Origin of the sequence: Leucobacter sp. CX87, assembly GCF_018682295.1 — a bacterium.
Taxonomy (GTDB): Bacteria; Actinomycetota; Actinomycetes; order Actinomycetales; family Microbacteriaceae; genus Cx-87.
Genome location: NZ_JAFIRI010000001.1, coordinates 393,704 through 417,125, shown reverse-complemented (window position 1 = coordinate 417,125; position 23,422 = coordinate 393,704). Strand labels below are relative to the sequence as shown.

Genomic DNA, 23,422 nt, shown 5'->3' with positions numbered 1-23,422 from the left:
TGCTCCTTCTGCGGCGCATGCGGGGTGCTGGCGCGGGGACGAGTCTATCGCCCACTGCGTCCGCCCGAGCGGCCAGGGATGGTTAGGCTTGACGCATGGCCATTCTTCCCATTCGCATCTCGGGCGAACCCGTGCTGCATCGCCCCGCTGCTCCCGTCACCGAGTTCGACCAGGAACTGCGGACGTTGGTGAGCGACATGTTCGAGACGACCGTCGCCGCCCCCGGCGTCGGGCTCGCGGCGCCGCAGGTGGGCGTGGGCCTCCGCGTCTTCGTCTGGGACTACGCCGACCAGGACGAGGCCCCTGCCCGGGGCGTCGCGATCAACCCCGAGCTCTGGATCTCGCCGCCCGAGCCAGGCCTGCCCAGCGAAGAAACCGAGGAAGAAGGCTGCCTCTCCTTCCCCGGGGAGCGGTACGCGCTGCGCCGGTCCGAGCGCGCGCTGCTGCGGGCGCAAGATATCGAGGGCAAGCCGTTCGAGATCACGGCGAGCGGTTGGTTCGCCCGCATCCTGCAGCACGAGTACGACCACCTCGAGGGGCTGCTCTACGTTGACCGCCTCGTGCTGCCGTTCTCGCGTCGCGCGATGAAGGCAGAGCGGCGCAACGGCTGGGGCGAGCCCGGCATCAGCTGGACCCCGGGAATCGACGACCTCGAGGGCTAGGCGGTTCGCCGGCGCGAGTCGGGAGACACGCCCCAGAACGACAGCGCGACCACGAGGAGTGCCGCCGTTGCGGCGAAGGCCCAGCCAAAGCCGGCGAGGTCCACAATCGCACCGGCGATGAGTGGGCCGAGCACGCCACCCAGGTCTGCGGACATCGAGTACGCGGCGACCACGGTTCCACCCGGTCGCTTGCCCACGACGTCGGCGAGCACTGCCTGCTGCGCCGGGTTCGCGAGAGCGGATCCGGCACCGGCAACGAACATGCAGGCCATCGCGAGGCCGACCGTCGGCGAGGCGGGAAACACCAGGTAGCCGAGCGTCATGATCGCCATGCCGATGATGAGCAAGGGCTTGCGGCCTAGCCGATCAGTCCATCGGCCGGCGGGGAAGATGAGCAGCGCGTTCCCTGCGGCATACGCGGCGAGCACCCATGCCGCGACACTGGCATCGCCGCCGAGCGCTGCCGCGACAAAGAGTGGTACGACTGAGACGCGCACGCCAAACGATGACCAGCCGAAGCTGAAGACCGAGAAGAGGAGCGCGCGAAACTCGGGCAGGCGAAGGGCTTCTCGTAGCGGCAACGGCTCCAGGTCGCTCGCGAGGCGCGGCCCGGCAACACCCGCGACCTTCGAGCCCCGCAGGGCGACGCTGACGATGGTGGCGGCGGCCACCAACGTAATGAAGTAGAAGACGAAAGGCGCTCGGATCCCGAAGCTCGCCACCAGTGCACCGAACACGGGTCCGAGCAGGCCGCCGAGGAGGAAGCCAGCCGAATTGATGCTGGCGACCCGCCCGCGAGCCTCGACCGGGCTGACCTTCACGAGCAGCGCGGTCGCCGCGATGCTGAACATCGCGGATCCGATACCGCCGAGGCCGCGGAGCACGATCAGCTGCGGATAACTCGCCGCGAGGGCGCAGGCTCCGGTGGAGAGCGCGACGATCAGAATGCCGATTGTGTAGATGCGCCGTTCGCCGAAGCGGCTGACCAGCCATCCAGCGAGTGGAGCCGACACGAGTCGCATGAGCGCGAATGCGCTGACGATCGCGCTGGCCGCCAGGTTGGATACATCGAATGCCTTGGCGAACTGCGGAATCGCCGGCGCGACGACGCCGTAGCCCAGCGCGACGGTGAAACCGCCTGCGACGAGCGCCCACACCTCGAAAGGGAAGGTTTTGCGGGTTGCGGGCACACCACATCCTATCGACGCGAGGTGACCTCTCGGGCCGGGCCGCTACTCGTTCATGGGGGCGTCAAACTGCGCGTTGTACAGCCGCCAGTACGCACCCTTCGCCGCCAGAAGTTCGCCGTGCGTGCCCTGCTCAACAATCGAGCCGTCCTCCATGACCAGAATGAGATCGGCGTCGCGGATGGTGGACAGGCGGTGAGCGATCACAAACGCGGTGCGATTCTCGCGGAGCTTCGACATCGCGCGCTGAATGAGAAGCTCGGTGCGTGTGTCGACGGACGAGGTGGCTTCATCGAGGATGAGGAGCCGCGGGTCGGCGATGAAGGCGCGCGCGATGGTGATGAGCTGCCGTTCGCCGACGCTCAGATTGGTGGCCTCGTCATCGAGCAGCGTGTCGTACCCCTCAGGCAACATGTGCACGAACCGGTCGACGTAGGCGGCAGATGCCGCCTCACTCAATTCCTCTTCGCTTGCGGAAGGACGCCCGTACAGGATGTTCTCGCGAATGGTTCCGGCGAACAGCCAGGTGTCCTGCAGCACCATTCCGGTGCGGGCGCGGAGGTCGTCCCGGCTCATCCGCCGAATGTCGACCGATTCTGCGGCTGCATCCTCACCCGTGCTGAGGGTGATCTCGCCGGAGTTCACGTCGTAGAAACGCATGACTAGGTTGACCAGCGTCGTCTTGCCCGCGCCCGTCGGGCCCACGATGGCGACGGTGCTGCCCGGGTGCACGGACAGGTTCAACCCCTCGATGAGTGGCTTGTCCGGGGCGTAGCGGAACGAGACGTCCGTGAACTCGAGGTGGCTCGCTGTCGGGGACACCGTTGCGGCAGGATCGTCGTCCGGGGTCTGTTCCTCCTCGTCGAGCAACTCGAATACCCGCTCGGCGCTCGCGACGCCCGACTGCAGCAGGTTCGCCATCGATCCGAGCTGAGTGAGCGGCTGGGTGAATTGCCGCGAGTACTGGATAAACGCTTGTACGTCGCCGATGGACATCTGGCCTGCAGCCACGCGGATGCCGCCCACCACGGCGATCGCGACGTAGACGAGGTTGCCGATGAAGGTCATGCTCGGCATGATGATGCCCGACACAAACTGGGCGCCGAAGCTCGCCCGGTACACGCGGTCGTTCTCGGCGGCAAATGCTTCCTCGGCCTCTCGCTGGTGTCCAAAGACCTTGACCACGGCGTGGCCCGAGAAGGTTTCTTCGACCCGGGCGTTCAGGATGCCCGTCTGCTTCCACTGCTCGGTGAAGAGCTTCTGCGAGCGCCGGGCGACCAAGACTGTGATGAGGATCGTCAGCGGAATGGTGACGAGCGCGATCGCGGCGAGCAGGGGTGAGATGAGGAACATCATGAGCAAGACGCCAATGACGGTGAGCAGCGATGTGATGATTTGGGACAGGGTCTGTTGGAGTGACTGACCGATATTGTCGACATCGTTCGTGACTCGGCTCAGGAGCTCGCCGCGCTGCACACGGTCGAAATAGCTCAGCGGAAGCCGATGGATCTTGTCCTCAACCTGGAGCCGTATCCGGTGCGTCGCCCGCTGCACCACGACGTTCAAGATGCGCGCCTGGAAGAGCGCGAACACGCTGCCCAACGTGTACACAGCGAGCACCAGAGTCAGGATCCACCCGAGGTGCGCAAAGTCGATGCCCTGCCCGGGGGTGATCGCCATCGAGCGCAACATGTCCGCCTGGTCCGTGTTCCCGGCTGCCGTGAGCTGATCGATAATCTGCGCCTGTGTGGTCCCTTTCGGGAACTGCAGCGAGATGAAACCGTTGAACACAATGTTCGTGCCTTCGCCCAGCAGCTTCGGCCCGGTCACCGTCAGCCCGACGCTCAGGACCCCTAACACGAGCACCAGGAGGATCCTGCTGGAATCCTGACGAAGCGTTCCGAGCAGCCGCTTCGCCGACGGGAGAAAGTTCTTCGCTTTCACGACCGGCGCACCCGCCCCGCCACCCATCGGGCCGCGACCGCCCATGGGCCCGCGTGCCGGGGGAGACTGCTGTTGGCTCCGTGTCTCGCTCACTGGGTGGCCTCCACGCTCTCCTGCGACTCGACAATCTCGCGGTACGTTTCGTTCAGTTGCACGAGCTCGTCGTGCGTGCCGATTCCCACCACCTCGCCATGATCGAGCACGACGATTTGGTCCGCATCGCGGATGGTGCTGACGCGCTGCGCAACCACCAGGCGGGTCGCGTCGGGAACGCCCGTCGTGAGCGCTCGGCGCAGCGCCGCATCGGTCGCCACGTCGAGCGCCGAGAACGAGTCATCGAAGATATAGATCTCGGGCCGCTTCACCAGCGCTCGCGCGATGGCCAATCGTTGGCGCTGTCCGCCCGAGACGTTCGTGCCGCCCTGGGCAATTTCGGACCCGAGGCCCTGTGGCATTGCCTCGACAAAGCTCCGCGCCTGCGCGATCGTGAGGGCGTGCCAAAGCTCCTCGTCCGTCGCGTCTGGGTTCCCATAGCGGAGGTTCGAGGCGACCGTTCCCGAGAACAGAAACGCGCGTTGTGGGACAAGGCCGATGCGCTGCCAGAGCTCGTCCGGGTCAAGCTCACGCACGTCCGTTCCGTCGACCCGCACTGATCCGGCGGTGACGTCAAACAGGCGCGGTACGAGCCCGATCAGCGTCGTCTTGCCCGAACCGGTGGAGCCGATGATTGCGGTCGTAGTGCCGGGCGCGACGCGGAAGCTCACACGCTTGAGCACGGGTTCCTGCGCGCCCGGATAGGAGAACTCGACCGCGTCGAGCTCGATTTCCCCTGTCGTCCGCGCGGGACGAACGGGGCGGGCGGGGGCCTCGACGGACGGATCGGTGTCGAGCACCTCGCCGATCCTGTTGGCACAGACGGCCGCGCGCGGGATCATGACGAACATGAAGGCGGCCATCATGACCCCCATCAAGATCTGCATGAGGTACTGCAAGAAGGCGAAGAGTGTGCCGATCTGGGCGCTCCCGTCCTGCACCTGGAAGCCGCCAAACCAGATGACGGCGACGCTCGAGACGTTCATGACGAGCATGATCGCGGGGAACATGAGCGCCATCAGGTTGCCCGCCCGAATACCGACCTCGGCAACCCCTTCGCTTGCCGCCTCGAAGCGGCGACGCTCGTCCGGCTCTCGCACGAAGGCTCGAATCACGCGGATGCCGGTGAGCTGCTCTCGGAGGATCTGATTGATCCGGTCGATTCGCTTCTGCATGAGCTGGAACGCGGGCACCATGCGCGTCACGATGAGGCTCACCACAATGAGCAACGCCGGGATACTCACCGCCATCAGCCACGACAACCCGACATCCTGTCGCAGTGCCATGATTACGCCGCCGATCGCGAGCATGGGGGCTGACACCATGAGGGTTGCGGTGACCTGGACCAGCATCTGCACTTGCTGGACGTCGTTCGTGTTGCGGGTGATGAGCGAGGGAGGTCCGAATTGGCCGACCTCTCGCTGGGAGAACGCGACGACGCGGTGGAATAGGTCCGAGCGGAGGTCCCGACCGACTCCCATCGCAAGCTTCGACCCGAAGTAGACGGCGATGATTGCGCAGATCACCTGGACGAGCGTGATGCCCAGCATCAGGAGCCCGGTGGACCAGATGTATCCGATATCACCCGTGACGACTCCGTCGTTGATGATGTCGGCGTTCAAGTTCGGCAACATCAGTGACGCGATCGACTGGGCCAGCTGGAAGACGATGACCGCGCTGACGAGGGGCCATGCCGGGCGGAGATAGCGCTTCAGGAGAGTCCAGAGCACGAGATGTCCTTTCCTGCGGCGGCACAGCGTCGACCCTTCCACGCTAATGAAAGTGGGCTTCGAGCACTAGTGGGGGAAAGGTCGCCGCGAAGCCAGATCTCAGATTGGCACCCAGCTCGCGAGCCAGCGCGCGTCACATGTGACCGGGCGCTCCGGGGAACGTGTTTGATGGAGGCATGACTACCACGCACAACGGAGCGGCCGCAGCGCGGCTGCACGCGGCTCTGGGCGCTGCTGATTCCTCCGATCGTCTGCAGGCGGCACTGACCGCTGGAACATACCCAGAGCCCGAGTATCTCGAGGTGCTGGTCGCCCGGTGCGCCGACGAATCCGACTTCGGCGTGCGCGAAATGCTCACGTGGTCGCTCACTCGGCAACCGGCAGATCTGGTGGTGCCTCGATTGCTGCTCGAGGTTCGGGCTCCTGCTACCCAGGCACGCAGCCAGGCGCTGCACACGCTCTCGAAGATCGGTGACCCGCGCGGGTGGGCTGCGATTTCCGTGGCCCTCCTGCAGGATCCCGACGACGACGTCGCACGCAGTGCGTGGCGGGCAGCCGTCGTGCTCGTTCCCGTCGAACACGCGGCGTGGTTGGCCGAGCAGTTGACAACTCAGCTCGACCGGGGGAGCCGGGAGGTGCAGCTCAGCCTTGGTCGAGCGCTCTCGGCGCTAGGGGACGCTGCCGTTCCTGCGCTCGAGCAGGCGGGCGCTCGGGGTGGCGCCGAGATTGGTGTGCGGGCGGCGGCGGCGATTCGGCTAATTCGCGACCCGGACGAGGGCTACGAGTCGGCGCTGTACGAGGCTCGGCGGGCGCTCGAGGGATGGGGCTGAGCGAAGCCGTCCCGGCCGGCATAGTACGCTGGTCGAGTCGCCTCCGTAGCTCAGGGGATAGAGCAAGAGCCTTCTAATCTCTTGGTCGCAGGTTCGAATCCTGCCGGGGGCACCCAGTCTGCGACGCTCGAAACCGCGACACGGTGTGCCGTGTCGCGGTTTCGCTCTCGCTGCCCCACGATCGTCGCAGCCCAAGGTTCCTCCGAGACAACGCTGGCCGCAGTTGTTCGAGTCGTCCCGGGCACGAGCGTGCATCGCCCGCACGCCCCACAGCACACAGCGAAATCTGGGCCACTCGACGCGGGATCGCTCGCATTGGGCTCGAATCGGGGTAACGTGGGGCCGTGATCCCTGCAGAGCTGACGACGCTGGCGCACGCCGTCGCGGAAGCGATCCCACTCGACCCCAAGCAGTTCCTCGGAATCCCGCTCGCCCTCTTGGGCGCAGTGTTTCTCTCGTATGGCGCGCAATACCAGTCGCGCGGGCTGCGCAAGGTCGAGCGCATCACCGGACAAAGCGCCGGATCAGGCATCAGCTGGAAGCACTTTCTTGGCCTGATCGGGCGGCCCTCTTGGCTGATCGGCACCGTCCTCCTCGGGGCCGCCGTGCTGCTGCAGATCGGTTCGCTTTCGCTCTCACCGCTGACGGTGGTACAGCCCCTCGGTGTGGTGGCGCTCGTGATTACGGCGATCCTGAACTCGCGTATGTCAAACGTGCGCCTCGGGCGCGGGGCCATCGTTTCGATCGCGATGTGTGTTGCGGGAGTATTCATCTTCGTGAGCGTTGCCGCATTCACCGCGGCCGACCGGCCGGTCACTGACGCGAAACTCGTGACGATTCTCATCCTCTTCGCGGTGGTGTTGCTCGTGTTCGGCGGTCTCTTCTTTGTGTTCCGGCACAAAGCAGTCGCCGTGGTCTACATCGTCGGGGCGGGCGTGTTGTACGGCTTTGTCGCGACCTTCGCGAAGACAGTGATTGGGCGAATTATGCAGGGGGAGTTTGACTGGCTCACCTGGCTGTGCGTGCTCGCCCTGGCGCTCGGCGCGCTGGTCGGCATGGTCTTCGTGCAGAACGCATACTCTTCAGGCCCGCCCGACCTCGTTGTTGCCGGGCTCACCGTCGTCGACCCCCTCGTGGCCGTCTTCATCGGCATCGTGGTGCTTGGCGAAGCTGCCTCGGCGCCAGGCTGGGCGATCTGGGTGTTCGGCGTCACCGCGCTGATCGCGATCGCTGGGGTGTTTGGGCTCGCGAAGTATCACCCGCAGTCCGATGAGCGCGAGGCGCTCGAAGACATCTCGGCCTAGTTCGGCACGTTTCGCCCCGGCCGGTATACAGAGACGCTCGGGTCGCCCGCGATCCAGAATCTCCACGGGAAGTTCGGCCCGCCGTACTCGCCGCTGACGCCGACACGCGGTCCGCTGAGGTGGCTGAGTGGTTGCTCCGGCACCCGCAGTGCGAACGGCGCCGCGAGCAGATCGCGTGAATTGTGCAGATCCCGCCGGATCCCGAGTGCTTGCGCCAGCCGGCCAGGTCCGCGGGCGAGATCACGGTCAACGACCGTCGCGGCGGGGGAGCGTGATCCTGCCAGGCGTCTTGTCCGGGCCAGATCGCTTCTGGCCGTGATGGTGCCCGCCCGAAGCAAGACTCCGGAGGCGGTGCCGGCGGGCGAGCAGACCATGTTGAGTGCAAAATGAACGCCGTAGCTGAGGTAGACATACGCGTGACCCGGCTCGCCGAACATGGACGCGTTTCGCTCGGTGAGGCGGTCACGAGAGTGGGAACCCCCGTCGTAAGGCCCGGGAGTTCCGACACCGTGATAGGCCTCGACCTCGGTGATGCGCACGGAGACTCGGCCATCGGGGCTGATCACGTCCAGCTCGGCGCCGAGCAGCAGTGGGGCGACCCGCAACGCGGGCGGGATGAAGAAATCTCTCCCGGGGGTGAAGAACTGTGCCTGGCCTTGCATGCTGTCAGCGTACCCGCGCCGACGCGCACGCAGCCTCAGGCGCAGTCGGTGGCCGACGCGGTACCGTAAGCATCGAGTGAGAATCTGCTCAGTTGGCGGACCGTCGTGAGGAGGCAATTATCGCATCAATACGCGATGGATTGCTGGCGCTGCTCTCGCAGGGCCCCGCGTACGGACTGCTGCTGCGAAACGAACTCGCAAGTCGCACCGGGCGTGAAGCCCCGCTCAATGTCGGCCAGGTGTACACGACGCTAGAACGACTGCTGGGCGCTGGCCTCGTCAGTCAAGACCGGGACACCGCGGACGGGCTGCCCCGGTACGTTCTCACGGAACAGGGGCGGGAGGTTGCTGAAGCGTGGCTCGGCACTCCCGCGATCGATTCGGCGAGTCCCTGGGAGTCGATGCGGTTCCAGGTGCTGTTGGCGCGGTCTCTCCCTGGAGTATCGAGCGATGAACTCGTGCAGCGATATCGAGCGTACTGGGAGCAGCGCCGCACCTCTGCAGGGGAGTCACTCGCCGAGGCTGCTCGCGAGCTCCTCGCCGCGGCAGCGATTGAATGGCTCGACCGAGTATCAGCGTCAAGTGATGCTGGTGAGCCCGTGCAGATGACACGCCCCCCGCGGGGGCGTCCAGTGAGTCACGGGCTTCGCTAGGATTGTCCGCGGGGCGGTAGCTCAGCTGGTTAGAGCAAGCGACTCATAATCGTTCGGTCACGGGTTCAAGTCCCGTCCGCCCTACTGTTCACCTGCGTTCCCGGTTTGTTTTCTGGGGCGCACGTGTGTCGACGAACGTTGCTAGCTCGAAACCGGCTGTTCGGCCGTCCTCGGTGTGGGGGCTCGCCCTGGCCGAGACACTTGGGATGCCGGCGCGCACACCAGCACCACGAGCGAGAGCGCGATCAGACCAAGCCCCGACCAGCCGAGCAGACTCAGGCGTTCACCGACGACGAGGACTGCGAGCACCGTCGTGATTGCCGGTTCGCTGAGGGTGAGTGTCGTGACCGTGCTGACGGGGAGCCGCGCCAAGCCATACCCAAACAGCAGGTAGCCCAGGAACATCGGGACGAGCGCCATATACAGAGCTACCGAGAGCGTGGGGAGGCCCGCGATCAGCGGAGCTCCGGTGACACACACGACGGGAAGCAGCAGGGTGCCGCCCCACCCAAAGATCGCCCCCATCGAGGCCGAACGGCTCACCCCGGAGACCATGAGGCGTTGAGCGCACCACGAATAGACGGCGTAGGTTGTGCCCGCGACCAGTCCGAGTCCGATCCCGAGAAGCGTTGCCGCAAGCTCTTCGGGAGCCGAGGTGAGCTTCGAGAAGCAGAGCAACGCGCTGCCCACGATTCCGAGCCCCGCCGCGCTCAACCACCAGGGACTCAGCGGCGTGCGCTCGACGATCCGCTCGATCACCCCCGACGCGAGCGGGGCAGAAGCGAGCGACGCCACCACGCCTAGCGCGACTCCGGCGAGATGCATCGAGCTGTAGAACGCGAGCGGGTACACGGCGACCGCGAGCGCCCCCAGCACGACTGTCGGGCGGTTGCGGCGAAGCTGCGAGCGGGCGGCCCGCAGCGCGGGAATCGCGACGAGCGCCTGCAGGATCCCGCCGATGCCGAGCGCGAAGGCGCCGATCGCGAGGGGTCCAGCGCCGGGCGCGAAGGTCGCGGCCGTCCCGGTAGTGCCCCACAGGATCGAGCTGATGGCGACGGCGCCAAGCGCCAGGGCGCGCTCGCGACTCATGAGGCGGCCAGGAGTGAGGAGGCGATCTTGCGGGCGCTGTGCAGTCGAGCCGCGCTACCTTCGAGCCCCGCGCGAGCGACGGCACCCTCGAGGAGGAGGAACAGGTGCTCGGCGAGCGCCGCTGATGCGCTTGCGGGGAGCCGCTCCTCGAGGGTTGAGCGCAGGATGGCCTCGACTTCTGCCTTGTGCTCGCGCACCGCAGCTCGGCCGGGACTCCCGGCCGGCAGCTCCGCGGCGGCATTCAGCAGCCCGCAACCCCGGAAACCATGGGCGAACGCGCCACTTGCATGGTCGATGTACGCGTCGAACACCGCAAGCACGCGGCCGTCAGGCGATGACGTGTTCAGGGTGCGTTGGTGGTGGATTTCGAGCCACTCACGATGTCGTGACTCGATATAGGCGAGCACCAGCTCGTCCTTTGACGCGAAGTTGTTGTAGAAACTCTTGCGCGCGATTCCGGCGCGCTCGATGATCGCCTCCACGCCCGTGGCGTGCATGCCGTCGGCATAAAACAGCTCCGCGGCAGCCGAGAGCAGACGCCGGCGTGCCGGTCGATCGCGTGGGACAACGCTGGTCACGAGCACTCCGATCTGAGTAGGGTGATCAGTCTACTCAAGGAGTGTGGATGTGGCACCCTCGTGCCCACGTCCACGACATTCTTGCTCTGGGTGGCCGCGGCCAACGCAGCGCTCATCTTGCCAAACACGAGGGGGCCTCCGAGGGGCAAGTCCTCCGCCGACGCCGCGGCACCTGGGACTGAGTCCCGCAAATCAATGTCGTCACGACGCGCCCAGTGGCCAACGAATCCTCGGGGGAGTCATCGAAGCTGTGCCCGGCGCGCGGATTACGCCTTGTCACTGAGACCGAATCCCAAGAGAATGCTCACCTGCTCTGCGGCGGCCTCGACGCCGGCGCTTCGTCGACCTGCTTGCGCAGGCCGTGCGGGCCGTCGGTGAGCATGATGGAGGGGGCGCCGAGTCGGTCGATGGGGGTGGCGATCCAAAGGTTCTCTCCGGAGATCGGTGACGCCTTCTCGGCAAGGGTCGTCTGGGCGAGTACTTGCTCGGAGCGCGACATCCGGGAGCTCCTTGACCGGTCTATCGGCGACAATCCTGCCCGGCGAAGATAGTGAGTTGCCTTACGGCGTTCGCCTTTGGGTCAATCGGGCACGCTTGTTCGTATCCTGCGCAAGCAGATCCTGGCGTCCTGAACGCTGGCTGTGGATTCGCTGCCGAATTTCATTGCTGAGGCGTATTCTCATCTCATCCGGCGCACCGTGCCGGGTAGCGAAAGGAGCAAGATCATGGGCTTTCTTGCATTTCTCATTTTGGGGCTGGTCGCAGGCGCAATCGCCAAGGCAATCCTGCCGGGTAATCAGGCGGGCGGCTGGTTCGCGACGCTCCTGCTCGGCGTCGTCGGCGCGTTTCTTGGTGGCTGGCTCGGTTCGATGATCTTCGGGACCGGGCTCGCTGACTTCTGGTCCTTCCAGACCTGGATCGTGGCCATCATCGGTTCGATCGTCGTGCTGCTCGTGTACGGGCTGGTCACGGGGCGCAAGTCGCGCGACTAACCCTGCTCCGCAAGGCCCGGGAACGCGAATTGCGCTCCCGGGCCTTGTCATGTCTCGGATCGTGTGTCAGGATCGGCGCAGACGCACAGGCGCACCGAATCGACGTTGGGGAAGACGTTTCGAATCGGGAGGAGCAACTGTGATCGCGTCAGACACCGCGTCGGCGGAGGAATTTCACACGACGGGGCACTTGGTGGTGCATTCAAGCGCACGCGCCCTCGCGCGCCACATCGAGTGGGCGCTCGCGCGTGAGCTCGGTTCAGCGGTGTCCATAGAGTGGCACCCGCAGCCGCTGATCCCGGGTTCGGTGCGCGGCGAGATCGCATGGTCAGGCCCTGTAGGAACCGGGGTGCGGCTCGCCTCGGCGTTACACGGCTGGGAGCAGCTGCGCTACGAAGTCACCGAGTCCTCGAGCCCCGGAGTCGACGGCGGACGGTGGATGCACACCCCGAGTCTCGGCATCGCACATCTGGCTACGGACGCGGGCGGGAGTGCGGTGCTCACCGAGCATCGGATTGAGGCCGTCCTGCACGAGTCTGGCGGCGACCCCACTCGCTTCGCGGTTGCGCTCAGGCTTGCGCTGGCCACCGCGTGGGATGAAGAACTGGAGCTCTTTCGCGGTGTCGCGCTCGGCGCAGATCTCCAAGCAGACGGCGGGGCCTCGGTGCACTGGTTGCATCGAGTGGGCTGAATCCCGCGCGCGACCACGCTGGCGGGCTCACCGCCGACACCACACAGACTTGGCTGGGGAGCTTGCGGGAACCCGAGGGCCCTCCGGTCAGACAACGAGAAGGGCCCCGGATCAACAGATCCGGGGCCCTCGTTCGCGCGAGCGCGACTAGTCCATCGTGCGCAGCGCGACGACGGCATTGTGGCCGCCGAAGCCGAACGAGTTGCTGATGGCGAGCTGTGGCCCGTCACCCAGCGGCTGCTGCGCGCCCGACACCTTGAGCGGGATAGCGGGATCCTGCGTCGTGAGATTAATCGTGGGCGGCGCCTGGCGCTCACGGATGGCGAGCAGCGTGAACATCGCCTCGAGCGCGCCCGTGCCGCCGAGCAGGTGGCCGGTTGCGCCCTTCGTAGCCGAGACGGGGATCTCGTGCACGCGATCGCCGAAGACCTTGTGCAGCGCCGCGTACTCCGCGACGTCGCCCACGGGGGTGCTCGTCGCGTGCGCGTTGATGTGCGTAACCTCGTCGGGCGTCGCGCCCGCCTGCTCGAGGGCCAGGAGGACTGCGCGGCTTGCGCCACGGCCCTCGGGATCGTTCGCGGTGATGTGGTAGGAATCTGCGGTCACGCCGCCGCCGGCGAGCTCGCCGTAGATGCGGGCGCCACGGGCGCGGGCGTGCTCCTCGGTCTCGAGCACGAAGGTCGCCGCACCCTCGCCCATGACGAAGCCGTCACGGTCGATGCTGTACGGGCGAGAGGCGGTCTCGGGGGAGTCATTTCGGCGAGAGAGCGCCTGCATCGACGCAAACGAAGCCAACGTGATGGGGTGAATGGCCGACTCGGTGCCGCCAGCGATGACGACATCGGCGAGGCCCGCCTGCAGGTGGTCGTAGGCGTTCGCGAGCGACTCGGTGCTCGATGCGCATGCGGAAGCGGTGGTGCGCGCGAAGGCGCGGGCCTGGAAGTGCATCGAGATGGCAGCGGCGGGGGCGTTCGGCATCAGCATGGGGACGGTCATGGGGAGCACGCGACGTGCGCCGCGCTCGCGCAGGGTGTCCCAGCCGTTGAGGAGGGACCAGAGCCCGCCGATGCCTGAGGCGTAGTCGACGCCGAGGCGATCAGGGTCGACCTCGGGGGCGCCTGCGTCGGCCCAGGCTTCCATGGCCGAGATGAGCGCGAACTGGCTGGAGGGGTCGAGGCGCTTGGCGACGGGGCGCTCAAGGACTTCTTCCGGGCGGACCTTCGCCTCTGCGGCAAAGGTGACCGGCAGCTCGTACTCGGCTACCCAGTCGTGGGTGAGCGAGCGGGCGCCAGAAACGCCAGCATTGAGGGCTGCCCAGGTCTCGCCGGCGGTACCGCCGAGCGGGGTGGAGGCGCCAATGCCGGTAATGACGATCTTGTGAGTCATGATGTGCTGTCTCCGAGTCGGGAAGAGTCTTCAGGACGAACGGATGGGGTCGGCCGCTCGGCGGCCTGCAGGGCCTCGTGAAGTTGATCCCCGGGTGAAAGCGGGGGAGGCGAGCCTTGGCCCGCCTCCCGTCCGCGGGCGTCTTTAGGCCTGGGCCTTGACGATGAAGGTGACTGCGTCGCCGACCGTCTTGAGGTTCTTGACTTCCTCGTCCGGAATCTTGACGTCGAACTTCTCTTCGGCGTTGACGACGATGGTCATCATCGAGATCGAGTCGATGTCGAGGTCATCGGTGAACGACTTCTCGAGTGCGACCACGTCCGCTGCGATCCCGGTCTCGTCGTTGACGAGCTCGGCCAGACCTGCGAGAACCTCTTCGTTGCTGAATGCCATGTGCTGTATCTCCTTGAATTGTGAATGGGGTCAGTGAAGTGTAAAGCGTGAAGGCCCGCTAGGGCAGCCGGACGACCTGCGCGCCGTAGACCAGGCCGGCGCCAAAGCCGATCTGGAGCGCGAGTCCGCCGGAAAGCTCGGGGTGCGACTCGAGCAGCGCGTGGGTTGCGAGCGGGATCGAGGCGGCCGAGGTGTTGCCCATCGTCTCGATGTCGCGGGCGATCACCACCGATTCGGGCAGCTTCAGCTGCTTTGCGAACTCGTCGATGATGCGCATGTTGGCCTGGTGAGGGATGAACGCGGCGAGGTCTTCGACCTCGATGCCGGCAGTCTCGATGGCCTGGCGAGCAACCTTCGCCATCTCCCAGACGGCCCAGCGGAAGACGGTGGGGCCCTCCTGGCGCAGTGTCGGCCAGGCGGCCGTGCCGTCGCGGAACTCAATGAGCGAGTGGTCCATCGACACGGCATCGGCGCGAGAGCCGTCCGATCCCCAGACGGTCGGGGAGATTCCGGGCGAGTCGCTCGGGCCAATGACGACGGCGCCGGCGCCATCGCCGAGCAGGAACGAAATCGAGCGATCGGTGGGATCGATGACGTCGGAGAGTTTCTCGGCGCCGATCACGAGCGCGTAGTGCGCCGCGCCCCCGCGAATCAGGGCGTCGGCCTGGGCGACGGCGTAGGCGTAGCCGGCGCACGCCGCGTTCATGTCGTAGGCCGCGGCCGGGTTGGCCCCGACGCGATCGGCGACGACCGCAGCGATGGACGGCGTCTGGCGTACGTTGCTGATGGTGGCGACGATGACGAGGTCGATATCCGCAGGATCAATACCCGAGCGCTCGATTGCCTCACGCCCGGCGCCCTCAGCCAGGTCGACCGCGAGCACGTCGGGGGTCGCACGCTTGCGTGTAATGATGCCCGTGCGCTGCCTGATCCACTCGTCGGAGGAGTTGATCGGTTCGATAATCTCGTCGTTGGTGACGGCGAGTGAACCGCGTGCGGCGCCCACGGAAAGAATGCGCGTGTGCGCGACTCCGACAGACTGAGTCAGGGTGGCCATGAGGGTCCTTTGGATCGTGTCTAGGCGGGAATCGAGAGCAGCTCTACAGCCGCATCGAGATCGGACGGGGTCTTGATGGCGACCGTCGGGACGCCGCGAAGGGCACGCCTGGCGATACCCGTCAGCGCTCCGGCGGGGGTGAGCTCGATGAGTCCGGTGATGCCGGCGGCCTGGAAGGACTCCATGCAGGCATCCCAGCGGACGGGGCTTGACACCTGCGAGACCAGGAGCTCAAGGAAACGAGAGCCACTCGCGACGCGGCTGCCGTCCGAGTTGGTCCACAGCGCCAGCGTCGGGTCGTCCGGGGTGATTGCGGCTGCGGCATCTGCGAGGGCGGGAATGGCGCCTGCCATGTATTCCGTGTGGAACGCACCGGCCACCGAGAGCGGGATGACGCGGGCGCCGCGAGGGGCCGCCTCTGCGAGGGCCGCGAGGCCGGCAACGGAGCCCGCTGCCACGATCTGCCCGCCACCGTTGCGGTTCGCGGCGGTGAGCCCGGCGGACTCGATCGCCGCGAGGACGTCTGCTTCGACTCCGCCGACGACGGCCGCCATGCCGGTCTGAGTCTGAGCGGCGGCCTCGGCCATCGCGAGGCCACGGGTGCGCACGAGCGCAAGTGCATCAGTCTCGGTCAGCACGCCGGCGGCAGCAGCGGCCGCAAATTCGCCGACTGAGTGGCCGGCAACGCCGACGCCGCTGAGGTCGGCGCGCGCGCCGAGCGCACGCCAGGCCAGGAGGCTCGCGGCGACGATGAGTGGCTGGGCGACCGCCGTGTCTTTGATGGTGTCGGCGTCGCTGAGCGTGCCGTGGGCGACGAGATCAAGGCCAATGCGCTCGGACACCTCTCCCAGGAACTCGCGCGCGGTCGGGTCTTCAAGCCACTCGGCAAGGAACCCCGGAGTCTGAGAGCCCTGTCCTGGGCAAGCGATGACAATCACGTGTCTAAGTTTCGCAGATGAACGTGCCCGCACCTGCATGTGCCACACGAGAAAAACGCGAAAACGTTGTGGGATCCCACTATTTCTTCGGCTGAGGGGTGCGTCTGGGCCCATTGCTCGCGATGGAGCCCACGATGAGCGCAGCCTGCAGGATCAGCGCCTCACGGGCTCCGGTCGCATTCCAGCCGATGATCTCGGAGACCTTCTTGAGGCGATAGCGGACCGTGTTCGGGTGGACGAAGAGTTCGCGAGCGGTGCCCTCGAGGGAGCGGCCGTTGTCGAGATAGCACCACAGGGTCTCAAGGAGTTCGGGGGAGTGCTCGACGAGCGGGGTGTAGATCTGCTCGATGAGCGTGCGTCGGGCCAGGCCATCGCCGGCAAGCGCGCGCTCGGGAAGCAGGTCATCGGCATGCACCGGGCGCGGGGCGTTCCGCCAGGAACGAGCGACGGCGACACCGGCAAGCGCCGCCCGGGCGCTGCGCGAGGCCTCGACCAGGGTGGGAACTGTCGGGCCCAGTACGAGGGGCCCGTCGGTGAACGAATCGCTGAGTCGGGCGGCGAGCTCGATGAAGTCCGGAGTTTCCACGGTGGCGGTACCCGGTTCGCGCGGTTCAGGATCCGCCCGGCCGATCACGAGCACGAGCCTGGCCCCCTGCAGCCCGATGAGCACGTCAGCCGAGGCGTGACGCGCGATGCGGCGGATCTGGTCGACGTCGACGCTGCGATCGGCGGTGCCGACGAGCACCGTCGCCTCGCCCTGGCCGTGCCAGCCGAGTGCCGCGATCCTGCTGGGCAGTTCGTCGTCGGACTCGCCGGTCAAGATGGAGTCGACCACGAGCGCCTCAAGGCGCGCGTCCCAGAGTCCGCGCGCCTCGGCGGCGCGGGCGTAGACGTCCGCGGCCGCGAAGGCGACATCGCGTGAATAGTGCATGATCGCTTCGCGCAGCGGCTCGCTTTCGCGGGCAACACGATCTTCAACGACGCTCACGACCACGCGAATCAGCTGCAGGGTCTCCTGGAGGCTGATCGAGCGCAGCAGTTCGCGCGGGGCTGAGCCGAACACGTCCGAGGCGATCCACGGTGTGCTGGAAGGGTCCTCGTACCAGCTCATGAACGAGCTGATGCCGGTCTGTGCGACCAGCCCCACCGCGGATCGGCGGCCGGGAGGCATCTCCCCGTACCAGGGGAGCGTCTCCTCAAGCCGCGTGATCGTCAGGGTGGCGAGTTCGCCGGTGATCGTGCGGAGCCACGCGAGCTCCTGCTGTTTCGTACGCGCCATGGTGTGCTGAGCGTATCGTGTTCGTCGGCCGGACGGCCAGCCTAGGCCTCGCCGCCCGCACCCCCGGTCGTGCCAGCGTTCACATCGAGCAGGCGGTATTGCGCCGCCGCCTGGCGCGGAACGCCTGCGTCGATCTTGCCCTGAGCGGCGAGGCTCTGCAGCACGCGGACGACGACGGACTCGCGATCAATCGCGAAGTGGCGGCGTGCGGCGGCGCGCGTGTCGGAGAAGCCGAAGCCGTCGGCGCCGAGAACAGCGAAGTCGCCGGGCACAAACTCGCGGATCTGGTCGGGAACCTGAGTCGCCCAGTCGCTCACCGCGACGAAGGGGCCTTCAGCACCCGCGAGCTTGTCCCGCAGGTACGCGGAGCGCGGAGCCGCTTCGGGGTGCAGGAAGTTGTGCTGCTCAGCCGCAACGCCGTCGCGGCGCAGCTCCGACCAGCTTGTGACGCTCCAGACATCGGCGCTCACGCCCCAGTCGCTCTCCAGCAGCTCGGCTGCCTCCCGTGCCCACGGCACGGCGACTCCGGAGGCCAGGATCTGCGCCCGTAGGCCGCCAGCCGCGCCCTGCGACACCCGGTGGATGCCGCGCACGATGCCGTCAACGTCAACATCGGCCGGCTCGGCCGGGTGCACGATGGGCTCGTTGTAGACCGACATGTAGTAGATGACGTTCGGATCCGGGTGGGTGCCACCGTACATGCGGTCGAGGCCGGAGCGCATGATGTGCCCGATCTCGTAGCCGTAGGCCGGGTCGTAGGAGATCACGGCGGGGTTCGTGGCCGCGAGCACCATCGAGTGCCCGTCGGCGTGCTGCAGTCCCTCGCCGGTCAGCGTCGTGCGTCCGGCGGTCGCGCCAATCATGAAGCCGCGAGCCATCTGGTCGCCTGCGGCCCAGATCGCGTCGCCCGTGCGCTGGAAGCCAAACATCGAGTAGAAGATGTAGATCGGAATGAGCGGTTCGCCCTGCGTCGAGTACGAGGTGCCGACCGCGGTGAACGCGGCGGCGGCGCCGGCCTCGTTGATGCCGACGTGCAGCAGGACGCCCTGCGCGCTCTCCTTGTACGCCAAGAGCAGCTCGCGGTCGACCGAGGTGTAGGTCTGGCCGTGCGGGTTGTAGATCTTCGACGTCGGGAAGTACGAGTCCATGCCGAAGGTGCGGGCCTCGTCGGGGATGATCGGCACGATGCGCGGGCCGAACTCCTTGTCGCGCATGAGGTCCTTCAGCAGGCGCACGAAGATCATCGTGGTCGCGGCTTCCTGCGTGCCCGAACCCTTCTTCGCGATCGCGTAGGTCTTCTCCTCGGGCACACGCACCGGGGTGTGGTTGGTGCGGCGCTCGGGGAGGTATCCGCCGAGCGCACGACGGCGCTCGTGGACGTACTGGATCGCAGGATCCGAGTCAGCCGGCTTGTAGTACGGCGGCAGGTAGGGGTCGGCCTCGAGCTGTGCGTCCGAGATCGGGATGTGCATGGTGTCGCGGAAGAGCTTCAGGTCTTCGAGCGTCATCTTCTTCATCTGGTGAGTCGCGTTGCGCGCCTCGAAGTGCGGACCGAGGCCGTAGCCCTTGATGGTCTTCGCCAGGATGACCGTCGGCTGGCCCTTGTGGTTCATCGCCTGCTGGTAGGCGGCGTGTACCTTGCGGTAGTCGTGGCCGCCGCGGCGCAGGCCCCACACCTGGTCGTCGGTGTAGCCCTCAACGAGCGCGAGTGCGCGCTCGTCGCGCCCGAAGAAGTGCTCGCGGACGTAGGCGCCGTTCTCGGACTTGTACGTCTGGTAGTCACCGTCGGGGGTGACGTTCATGAGGTTGAGCAACGCTCCCGAGCTGTCGCGGTTGAGGAGGTCGTCCCATTCGCGTCCCCAGACGACCTTGATGACGTTCCATCCGGCGCCGCGGAAGTAGCTCTCGAGCTCCTGGATGATCTTTCCGTTGCCGCGGACCGGGCCGTCGAGGCGCTGCAGGTTGCAGTTGACTACGAAGGTGAGGTTGTCGAGGCCCTCGTTGGCGGCGACCTGCAACTGGCCGCGGCTCTCGACCTCGTCCATCTCGCCATCGCCCAAGAACGCCCAAACGTGCTGATCCGAGGCGTCCTTGATGCCCCGGTTCGTGACGTACTTGTTGAGCTGTGCCTGGTAGATCGCGTTGATCGGGCCTAAGCCCATCGATACGGTCGGGAACTGCCAGAAGCTGGGAAGCAGACGGGGGTGCGGGTAGCTGGGCAGGCCGCCGGTCGCATGCGACTTTTCCTGACGGAAGCCATCGAGCTGGTCGGCGCTCAGGCGCCCCTCGAGGAAGGCGCGAGCGTAGATGCCGGGGGAGGCGTGACCCTGGAAGAAGATCTGGTCGCCGCCGCCGGGGTGATCCTGCCCGCGGAAGAAGTGGTTGAAGCCGACCTCATACAGCGAGGCGGCTGAGGCGTAGCTCGAGAGGTGGCCACCGACGCCCACGCCGGGGCGCTGCGCGCGGTGCACGGTCATGGCTGCGTTCCAGCGAATCCACGAGCGGTACTGACGCTCGAGGTCCTCGTCCCCGGGGAAGCTCGGCTCGTTCTCGGAGGCGATCGTGTTGACGTAGTCCGTGGTCGGGACCTGCGGAACGTTGAGGTGCAGCTCGCGCGACTGGGCGAGGAGGCTCGTCATGATCTCGCGTGCACGGGCTGGCCCGTGTGCCGTTACCAGCTGCTGGAGCGACTCGCGCCACTCCGCCGTCTCCTGGGGGTCCTGGTCATCCCGATTGGGTGCGTATGGATCCTGGGTGTTCACAACCACGAGAGCTCTCCTAACGGTGGGCCGGCGCGAAACAGATGTGCACGCGCACGAGCATGGACCGCGGGTGCGCGGACCAGTTCCCAGACTAGCGAAGAACGGCGAAAGTTCTGCGATTCACGCACGCCTATTTGCGCACTTTCGTGGAATTCGTATGTTAGGAGACGGCGAGCCGGATCCACCCGGTTCCGAGATCACGGTTTCCTGCGGTGGGCGCCGGTAGGCTGGAAATCCATCACCCCGCATCGGCGCGCGCTTGCGAGCCGGAAAGGACGCAACTCGTGTCGATTGCTGTCGGAGAAATCGCCCCCGATTTCACGCTCACCACCCACCTCGGCGAGGAAGTCGTGCTTTCTGAGCTCGTCGCAGACAAGCCCGTTGTGCTCGTATTCTTCCCGCTCGCGTTCTCGGGCATCTGCACCACCGAGCTCTGCGAGCTGCGCGACAACCTCGCAGTGTTTGACGGCGAGAACGTGCAGGTTGTCGGTATTTCTGTCGACTCCTCATTCACGCAGCGCGCGTGGGCCGAGGCTGAGGGGTATGATTTCCCGATTCTTTCGGACTTCTGGCCCCACGGTGCGGTCGCGCAGCAGTTCGGCGTCTTCATTGAAGAAGCCGGAATCGCCAAGCGCGGCACCTTCCTGATCGATCAGGAGCGAGTGGTTCGTGCGGCATTCGTGAAGGAGCCGGGCGAGGCTCGTGACTTCGCGGCCTACACCGAGGCGCTCAGCCTGGTGACGGCCTAGCCTTCCAGGCGTTCAACGCAAAACGCCCCGATCCCTCGCCAGCACGGCGGAGGATCGGGGCGTTTTTGGTGCAGCTAAGACTGGAGGTCGTCGTCGCCTGCGGAGTCAGCGCTGTCAGGCTTGGTCGAGGTGGGCCGCTTTCGCAACGCACGAAGGACAATGAGGCCAAGGCCTGCGGCGAGGAGGATCCCTCCGATGACGAAGTACAGAACGAGGCTGTCGCTGCCGGTGGCCGCGAGAGTCGAAGTCGTGCCAAACATGAGTATTCCCATCTGATGTGGCGGTGACGCGGAATCGAGAGGGTCAAACGCGGGGTGACGCCGGATGTGTTGCGTGAAGTAAATGTGTGAAGTGCGCCCGGAGGGACTCGAACCCCCGACATCCACGGTGTAAACGTGGCGCTCTAACCAACTGAGCTACAGGCGCGCACCCGCCGAAGCGGACCTGTACCAGCATAGGGGAGAGTGGACGGTGATCGGTGCACGCGACACACCGTGTCGGGTCTAGCGGCGGCGCTTTCCGGCCCGCACGATGCGCGAAATTGCCTTGCCTGCCACGCAGACGAGCGGGACAGAAACCGCCATGAGGACAATCGTGTTGGGGCGGAACGTCGTTCGCCCGCCCGAGCTGACATACGCGCCGAACGGGAGCGAAACGCCGCCGCCGCCGGCGCCTTCCCCGGCTGCGTCGTCGGTCGACGCGCCGCCCCCGAGGCCCATCCAGACGGCAGCGACGGGAACGATCGTCTCGTCGCCGAGCTCGATCGGGTCGCCGAAGGAACGCTCGACGCCAAGCGTGGACAGTGCGCCGGTGATTTTCTCAGTGAGGTTGGGCATGCCGCCAGACTACGCCCCACGCGCGGCCACCGAAAGGCTGCGGCCGTAGGCTGGCAGTATGAATGATCTCGTCGGCGCCGGAAGATATGCGCCGAGCCCCTCGGGGCGACTCCACGTCGGCAATCTGCGGACTGCCTTGGTCGCGTGGCTGTGCGCCCGTTCGACCGGCCGGGCGTTCCTCGTGCGGGTTGAAGACCTTGATCGGGGGCGTGACGCCGGCGCCGCGAGCGAGCAGCTTGCCGAGCTCGCGGCGATCGGCATCGACTGGGACGGCGAAGTGGTGCTGCAAACCGAGCGTGGTGCGGCGCACGCCGCCGCTATTCGGCGCCTGGCATCAGCTGGTCTGGTGTACGAATGCACGTGCTCGCGCGCCGACATCCTGGCAGCGCCCACGGCGCCGCACGCGCCTCCTGGCGCCTACCCGGGAACCTGCCGCGACCGCACGGCGGAGGAGCGTTCTCGTGCGCGCACCGCGATCGCGCCGCGCCTGCCCGCGTTGCGCCTGAAAGTGCCCGAGGGCACCGTCGCCCCGACTATCACCGACCGCATCCTGGGACAGGTGCCGGGTGTGGTCGACGACTTCGTGCTGCGACGAGGTGACGGAACGATCGCCTATAACCTCGCCGTCGTGGTGGACGATGCCGACATGGGGGTCGACCAGGTCGTGCGCGGCGACGACCTCGCCTCGTCTACCTCGCGCCAGATCTTGTTGCAGCGTCTGCTGGGGCTGCCCGAGCCAGAGTATGCCCATGTCCCGCTCGTGTTAGGCGCGAATGGGGCGCGACTCGCGAAGCGTGACGGGGCGGTCACGCTCGAGGACCTCGCGGCCGACGGGGTCGATGCGGTCGACGTCCGCAGATGGATGGCCGAATCACTCGGCCTTGCAGCGCCGGGGCAATCGATCGAGATGGCGTCCCTGCTCGAACGCTTTGACGTGGGTGGCCTCACCGCCGAACCGGTCTATTGGGCGGACATGTCTCCGGTTGCGGGGACGCCACCCACGAGTTCGTAGCGCAATCTGACGACTCCCCGCGGCGAGGTCACCGCAGGTTCGAGCAGTTGCAGGTTCGTGGGAACCGCGCCGTCGGCAAATACTCGTTTCCCGGGGCCCAGCAGGATCGGGTGTACCCAGAGGGTGAGCTGGTCGAAGAGCTGCTCCGCCAGCAGCGTCTGGACGAAGTCCAGGCTGCCGATCACATGGATTCGTTCGTGGCGGCGGCGGAGATCCTGCACGCCGGCGGCGGTGTTGCTTCCGAGCGGAACGCTGTCAGCCCACGGGAGGGGCATATTCTGGCGCGTCGCCACATACTTGGGAATGCGATTGAACAGGTCGGCAATCTCGCCCTGTTGCTCCGGCCAGTAGCCCGCGAAAATGTCGTAGGTCTTTCTGCCCAGGAGGAGTGCGTCCATGCCGCTCATGCCCGAGAGTACCTGCTCGCCGACAACCTCGTCGATCAGTGGCGCCTGCCAGCCCCCGAAGGCGAATCCGTCCTCCTCGTCCTCCTCGGGGCCACCAGGGGCCTGCGCGACGCCGTCCAGGGAAGTGAAGAGGTCGATACAGATGCGTCCCATGCCGTGCTCCGCTCGTGGCCCGACGTCGTGGATGC

Annotated in this window: 24 protein-coding genes and 3 tRNA genes; 10 read left to right on the top strand and 17 right to left on the bottom strand. The window is 66.5% G+C overall.

All coding sequences use genetic code 11. The annotated features are described in order from the left end of the window. Positions 1 to 95 precede the first annotated feature (95 nt). The gene (gene def / locus KOE53_RS02020; RefSeq protein ID WP_188057178.1) at positions 96 to 662 is read left to right on the top strand and encodes a peptide deformylase; all 567 of its coding nucleotides are present in this window, start codon (positions 96 to 98) and stop codon (positions 660 to 662) included. Here the strand turns inward: def and KOE53_RS02015 are convergent. From KOE53_RS02015 to KOE53_RS02005, 3 genes are read right to left on the bottom strand one after another with little or no spacing between them, the layout of a single operon-like run. After that, entirely contained in the window at positions 659 to 1,852 is a 1,194-nt protein-coding gene (locus KOE53_RS02015) for an MFS transporter (RefSeq protein WP_188046644.1), read from the bottom strand. The two genes, def and KOE53_RS02015, sit on opposite strands and share 4 nt — an antisense overlap. Before the next feature lie 42 nt (positions 1,853 to 1,894). After that, positions 1,895 to 3,838 carry an ABC transporter ATP-binding protein gene (locus KOE53_RS02010; protein WP_188057323.1) on the bottom strand — a complete coding sequence of 648 codons (1,944 nt, stop codon included), beginning with the start codon at positions 3,836 to 3,838 and terminating at the stop codon, positions 1,895 to 1,897. Positions 3,839 to 3,882: 44 nt separating this feature from the next. Beyond that, on the bottom strand, positions 3,883 to 5,616 hold the full coding sequence (locus tag KOE53_RS02005; RefSeq protein WP_188046643.1) for an ABC transporter ATP-binding protein: 1,734 nt from the start codon (positions 5,614 to 5,616) through the stop codon (positions 3,883 to 3,885). Positions 5,617 to 5,792: 176 nt separating this feature from the next. On the opposite strand from KOE53_RS02005, the gene KOE53_RS02000 reads away from it, so the two are divergent. The 3 genes from KOE53_RS02000 (at position 5,793) to KOE53_RS01990 (ending at position 7,750) form a co-directional block, all read left to right on the top strand. Then, positions 5,793 to 6,446 (top strand): HEAT repeat domain-containing protein, encoded by a 654-nt coding sequence (locus tag KOE53_RS02000; protein ID WP_188057177.1) that lies wholly within the window; start codon positions 5,793 to 5,795, stop codon positions 6,444 to 6,446. A 39-nt stretch (positions 6,447 to 6,485) separates the two neighbouring features. After that, positions 6,486 to 6,558, top strand: a tRNA-Arg gene (locus KOE53_RS01995). A gap of 232 nt (positions 6,559 to 6,790) precedes the next feature. Beyond that, complete coding sequence (locus KOE53_RS01990) at positions 6,791 to 7,750, top strand: DMT family transporter (protein ID WP_353055556.1); 960 nt, start codon at positions 6,791 to 6,793, stop codon at positions 7,748 to 7,750. Here KOE53_RS01990 and KOE53_RS01985 read toward each other — a convergent pair. Further along, positions 7,747 to 8,412 (bottom strand): DNA-3-methyladenine glycosylase, encoded by a 666-nt coding sequence (locus KOE53_RS01985; protein WP_188057176.1) that lies wholly within the window; start codon positions 8,410 to 8,412, stop codon positions 7,747 to 7,749. The genes KOE53_RS01990 and KOE53_RS01985 overlap by 4 nt on opposite strands. A gap of 92 nt (positions 8,413 to 8,504) precedes the next feature. Between KOE53_RS01985 and KOE53_RS01980 the strand changes: the two genes are divergently transcribed. Together KOE53_RS01980 and KOE53_RS01975 are read left to right on the top strand one after the other, a co-directional pair. Further along, complete coding sequence (locus KOE53_RS01980; protein ID WP_223160043.1) at positions 8,505 to 9,065, top strand: PadR family transcriptional regulator; 561 nt, start codon at positions 8,505 to 8,507, stop codon at positions 9,063 to 9,065. Between the two features lie 10 nt (positions 9,066 to 9,075). Next, positions 9,076 to 9,149 (top strand) — tRNA-Ile (locus KOE53_RS01975). A 57-nt stretch (positions 9,150 to 9,206) separates the two neighbouring features. On the opposite strand, the gene KOE53_RS01970 is transcribed toward KOE53_RS01975, so the two are convergent. The 3 genes from KOE53_RS01970 to KOE53_RS01960 form a co-directional block, all read right to left on the bottom strand. After that, the gene (locus KOE53_RS01970; RefSeq protein WP_188057175.1) at positions 9,207 to 10,154 is read right to left on the bottom strand and encodes a DMT family transporter; all 948 of its coding nucleotides are present in this window, start codon (positions 10,152 to 10,154) and stop codon (positions 9,207 to 9,209) included. Further along, the gene (locus tag KOE53_RS01965) at positions 10,151 to 10,732 is read right to left on the bottom strand and encodes a TetR/AcrR family transcriptional regulator (protein ID WP_353055555.1); all 582 of its coding nucleotides are present in this window, start codon (positions 10,730 to 10,732) and stop codon (positions 10,151 to 10,153) included. The genes KOE53_RS01970 and KOE53_RS01965 overlap by 4 nt, the downstream gene beginning before the upstream one ends. A 304-nt stretch (positions 10,733 to 11,036) precedes the next feature. Next, positions 11,037 to 11,231, bottom strand: coding sequence for a hypothetical protein (locus tag KOE53_RS01960; protein ID WP_188057174.1), 195 nt, complete (start codon positions 11,229 to 11,231; stop codon positions 11,037 to 11,039). Between the two features lie 226 nt (positions 11,232 to 11,457). Here KOE53_RS01960 and KOE53_RS01955 point away from each other — a divergent pair, with 226 nt between their 5' ends. After that, positions 11,458 to 11,724 (top strand): GlsB/YeaQ/YmgE family stress response membrane protein, encoded by a 267-nt coding sequence (locus tag KOE53_RS01955; RefSeq protein WP_188046802.1) that lies wholly within the window; start codon positions 11,458 to 11,460, stop codon positions 11,722 to 11,724. 139 nt (positions 11,725 to 11,863) lie between these two features. Continuing rightward, positions 11,864 to 12,415: a DUF3145 family protein gene (locus KOE53_RS01950; protein ID WP_353055554.1), complete on the top strand. Its 552-nt coding sequence runs from the start codon at positions 11,864 to 11,866 to the stop codon at positions 12,413 to 12,415. Between the two features lie 147 nt (positions 12,416 to 12,562). On the opposite strand, the gene KOE53_RS01945 is transcribed toward KOE53_RS01950, so the two are convergent. The 6 genes from KOE53_RS01945 to aceE all read right to left on the bottom strand — a co-directional run bounded on the left by KOE53_RS01945 (position 12,563) and on the right by aceE (position 20,236). Continuing rightward, positions 12,563 to 13,801, bottom strand: coding sequence for a beta-ketoacyl-[acyl-carrier-protein] synthase family protein (locus KOE53_RS01945; RefSeq protein ID WP_188057172.1), 1,239 nt, complete (start codon positions 13,799 to 13,801; stop codon positions 12,563 to 12,565). A 144-nt stretch (positions 13,802 to 13,945) separates the two neighbouring features. Next, positions 13,946 to 14,194 (bottom strand): acyl carrier protein, encoded by a 249-nt coding sequence (locus KOE53_RS01940; protein WP_188046561.1) that lies wholly within the window; start codon positions 14,192 to 14,194, stop codon positions 13,946 to 13,948. Between the two features lie 58 nt (positions 14,195 to 14,252). After that, entirely contained in the window at positions 14,253 to 15,251 is a 999-nt protein-coding gene (locus tag KOE53_RS01935) for a beta-ketoacyl-ACP synthase III (RefSeq protein WP_188046560.1), read from the bottom strand. A gap of 20 nt (positions 15,252 to 15,271) precedes the next feature. Further along, positions 15,272 to 16,189, bottom strand: a complete 918-nt coding sequence (locus KOE53_RS01930; protein ID WP_188057171.1) for an ACP S-malonyltransferase — start codon at positions 16,187 to 16,189, stop codon at positions 15,272 to 15,274. 79 nt (positions 16,190 to 16,268) lie between these two features. Then, entirely contained in the window at positions 16,269 to 17,468 is a 1,200-nt protein-coding gene (locus KOE53_RS01925; protein WP_188046558.1) for a PucR family transcriptional regulator, read from the bottom strand. 41 nt (positions 17,469 to 17,509) lie between these two features. Continuing rightward, a complete protein-coding gene (aceE, locus tag KOE53_RS01920; protein ID WP_188057170.1) occupies positions 17,510 to 20,236 on the bottom strand; it encodes a pyruvate dehydrogenase (acetyl-transferring), homodimeric type in 2,727 nt (908 codons plus the stop codon). A gap of 278 nt (positions 20,237 to 20,514) precedes the next feature. On the opposite strand from aceE, the gene KOE53_RS01915 reads away from it, so the two are divergent. After that, positions 20,515 to 20,979: a peroxiredoxin gene (locus tag KOE53_RS01915; RefSeq protein WP_188057169.1), complete on the top strand. Its 465-nt coding sequence runs from the start codon at positions 20,515 to 20,517 to the stop codon at positions 20,977 to 20,979. 74 nt (positions 20,980 to 21,053) lie between these two features. On the opposite strand, the gene KOE53_RS01910 is transcribed toward KOE53_RS01915, so the two are convergent. From KOE53_RS01910 to KOE53_RS01900, 3 genes are all read right to left on the bottom strand, one after another. Then, entirely contained in the window at positions 21,054 to 21,239 is a 186-nt protein-coding gene (locus tag KOE53_RS01910; protein ID WP_188046555.1) for an LPXTG cell wall anchor domain-containing protein, read from the bottom strand. Between the two features lie 92 nt (positions 21,240 to 21,331). Continuing rightward, positions 21,332 to 21,405, bottom strand: a tRNA-Val gene (locus tag KOE53_RS01905). A gap of 77 nt (positions 21,406 to 21,482) precedes the next feature. Next, a complete protein-coding gene (locus tag KOE53_RS01900) occupies positions 21,483 to 21,815 on the bottom strand; it encodes a hypothetical protein (RefSeq protein WP_188057168.1) in 333 nt (110 codons plus the stop codon). Between the two features lie 58 nt (positions 21,816 to 21,873). On the opposite strand from KOE53_RS01900, the gene gluQRS reads away from it, so the two are divergent. Then, on the top strand, positions 21,874 to 22,827 hold the full coding sequence (gene gluQRS, locus KOE53_RS01895) for a tRNA glutamyl-Q(34) synthetase GluQRS (RefSeq protein WP_188057167.1): 954 nt from the start codon (positions 21,874 to 21,876) through the stop codon (positions 22,825 to 22,827). Here the strand turns inward: gluQRS and KOE53_RS01890 are convergent. Next, positions 22,776 to 23,387 (bottom strand): dihydrofolate reductase family protein, encoded by a 612-nt coding sequence (locus KOE53_RS01890; protein ID WP_188057166.1) that lies wholly within the window; start codon positions 23,385 to 23,387, stop codon positions 22,776 to 22,778. The two genes, gluQRS and KOE53_RS01890, sit on opposite strands and share 52 nt — an antisense overlap. Positions 23,388 to 23,422: the final 35 nt, after the last annotated feature.

What these genes read in the sequence shown, in the direction of transcription:
- def (WP_188057178.1), top strand. Translation starts at nt 96, where the DNA reads ATGGCCATTCTTCCCATTCGCATCTCGGGCGAACCCGTGCTGCATCGC.
- KOE53_RS01925 (WP_188046558.1), bottom strand. Translation starts at nt 17,468, where the DNA reads ATGGCGCGTACGAAACAGCAGGAGCTCGCGTGGCTCCGCACGATCACC.
- KOE53_RS01970 (WP_188057175.1), bottom strand. Translation starts at nt 10,154, where the DNA reads ATGAGTCGCGAGCGCGCCCTGGCGCTTGGCGCCGTCGCCATCAGCTCG.
- KOE53_RS01890 (WP_188057166.1), bottom strand. Translation starts at nt 23,387, where the DNA reads ATGGGACGCATCTGTATCGACCTCTTCACTTCCCTGGACGGCGTCGCG.
- gluQRS (WP_188057167.1), top strand. Translation starts at nt 21,874, where the DNA reads ATGAATGATCTCGTCGGCGCCGGAAGATATGCGCCGAGCCCCTCGGGG.
- KOE53_RS01945 (WP_188057172.1), bottom strand. Translation starts at nt 13,801, where the DNA reads ATGACTCACAAGATCGTCATTACCGGCATTGGCGCCTCCACCCCGCTC.
- KOE53_RS01960 (WP_188057174.1), bottom strand. Translation starts at nt 11,231, where the DNA reads ATGTCGCGCTCCGAGCAAGTACTCGCCCAGACGACCCTTGCCGAGAAG.
- KOE53_RS01935 (WP_188046560.1), bottom strand. Translation starts at nt 15,251, where the DNA reads ATGGCCACCCTGACTCAGTCTGTCGGAGTCGCGCACACGCGCATTCTT.
- KOE53_RS01910 (WP_188046555.1), bottom strand. Translation starts at nt 21,239, where the DNA reads ATGTTTGGCACGACTTCGACTCTCGCGGCCACCGGCAGCGACAGCCTC.
- KOE53_RS01955 (WP_188046802.1), top strand. Translation starts at nt 11,458, where the DNA reads ATGGGCTTTCTTGCATTTCTCATTTTGGGGCTGGTCGCAGGCGCAATC.
- KOE53_RS01985 (WP_188057176.1), bottom strand. Translation starts at nt 8,412, where the DNA reads ATGCAAGGCCAGGCACAGTTCTTCACCCCCGGGAGAGATTTCTTCATC.
- KOE53_RS01940 (WP_188046561.1), bottom strand. Translation starts at nt 14,194, where the DNA reads ATGGCATTCAGCAACGAAGAGGTTCTCGCAGGTCTGGCCGAGCTCGTC.
- KOE53_RS02010 (WP_188057323.1), bottom strand. Translation starts at nt 3,838, where the DNA reads ATGGGCGGTCGCGGCCCGATGGGTGGCGGGGCGGGTGCGCCGGTCGTG.
- KOE53_RS01900 (WP_188057168.1), bottom strand. Translation starts at nt 21,815, where the DNA reads ATGCCCAACCTCACTGAGAAAATCACCGGCGCACTGTCCACGCTTGGC.
- KOE53_RS02000 (WP_188057177.1), top strand. Translation starts at nt 5,793, where the DNA reads ATGACTACCACGCACAACGGAGCGGCCGCAGCGCGGCTGCACGCGGCT.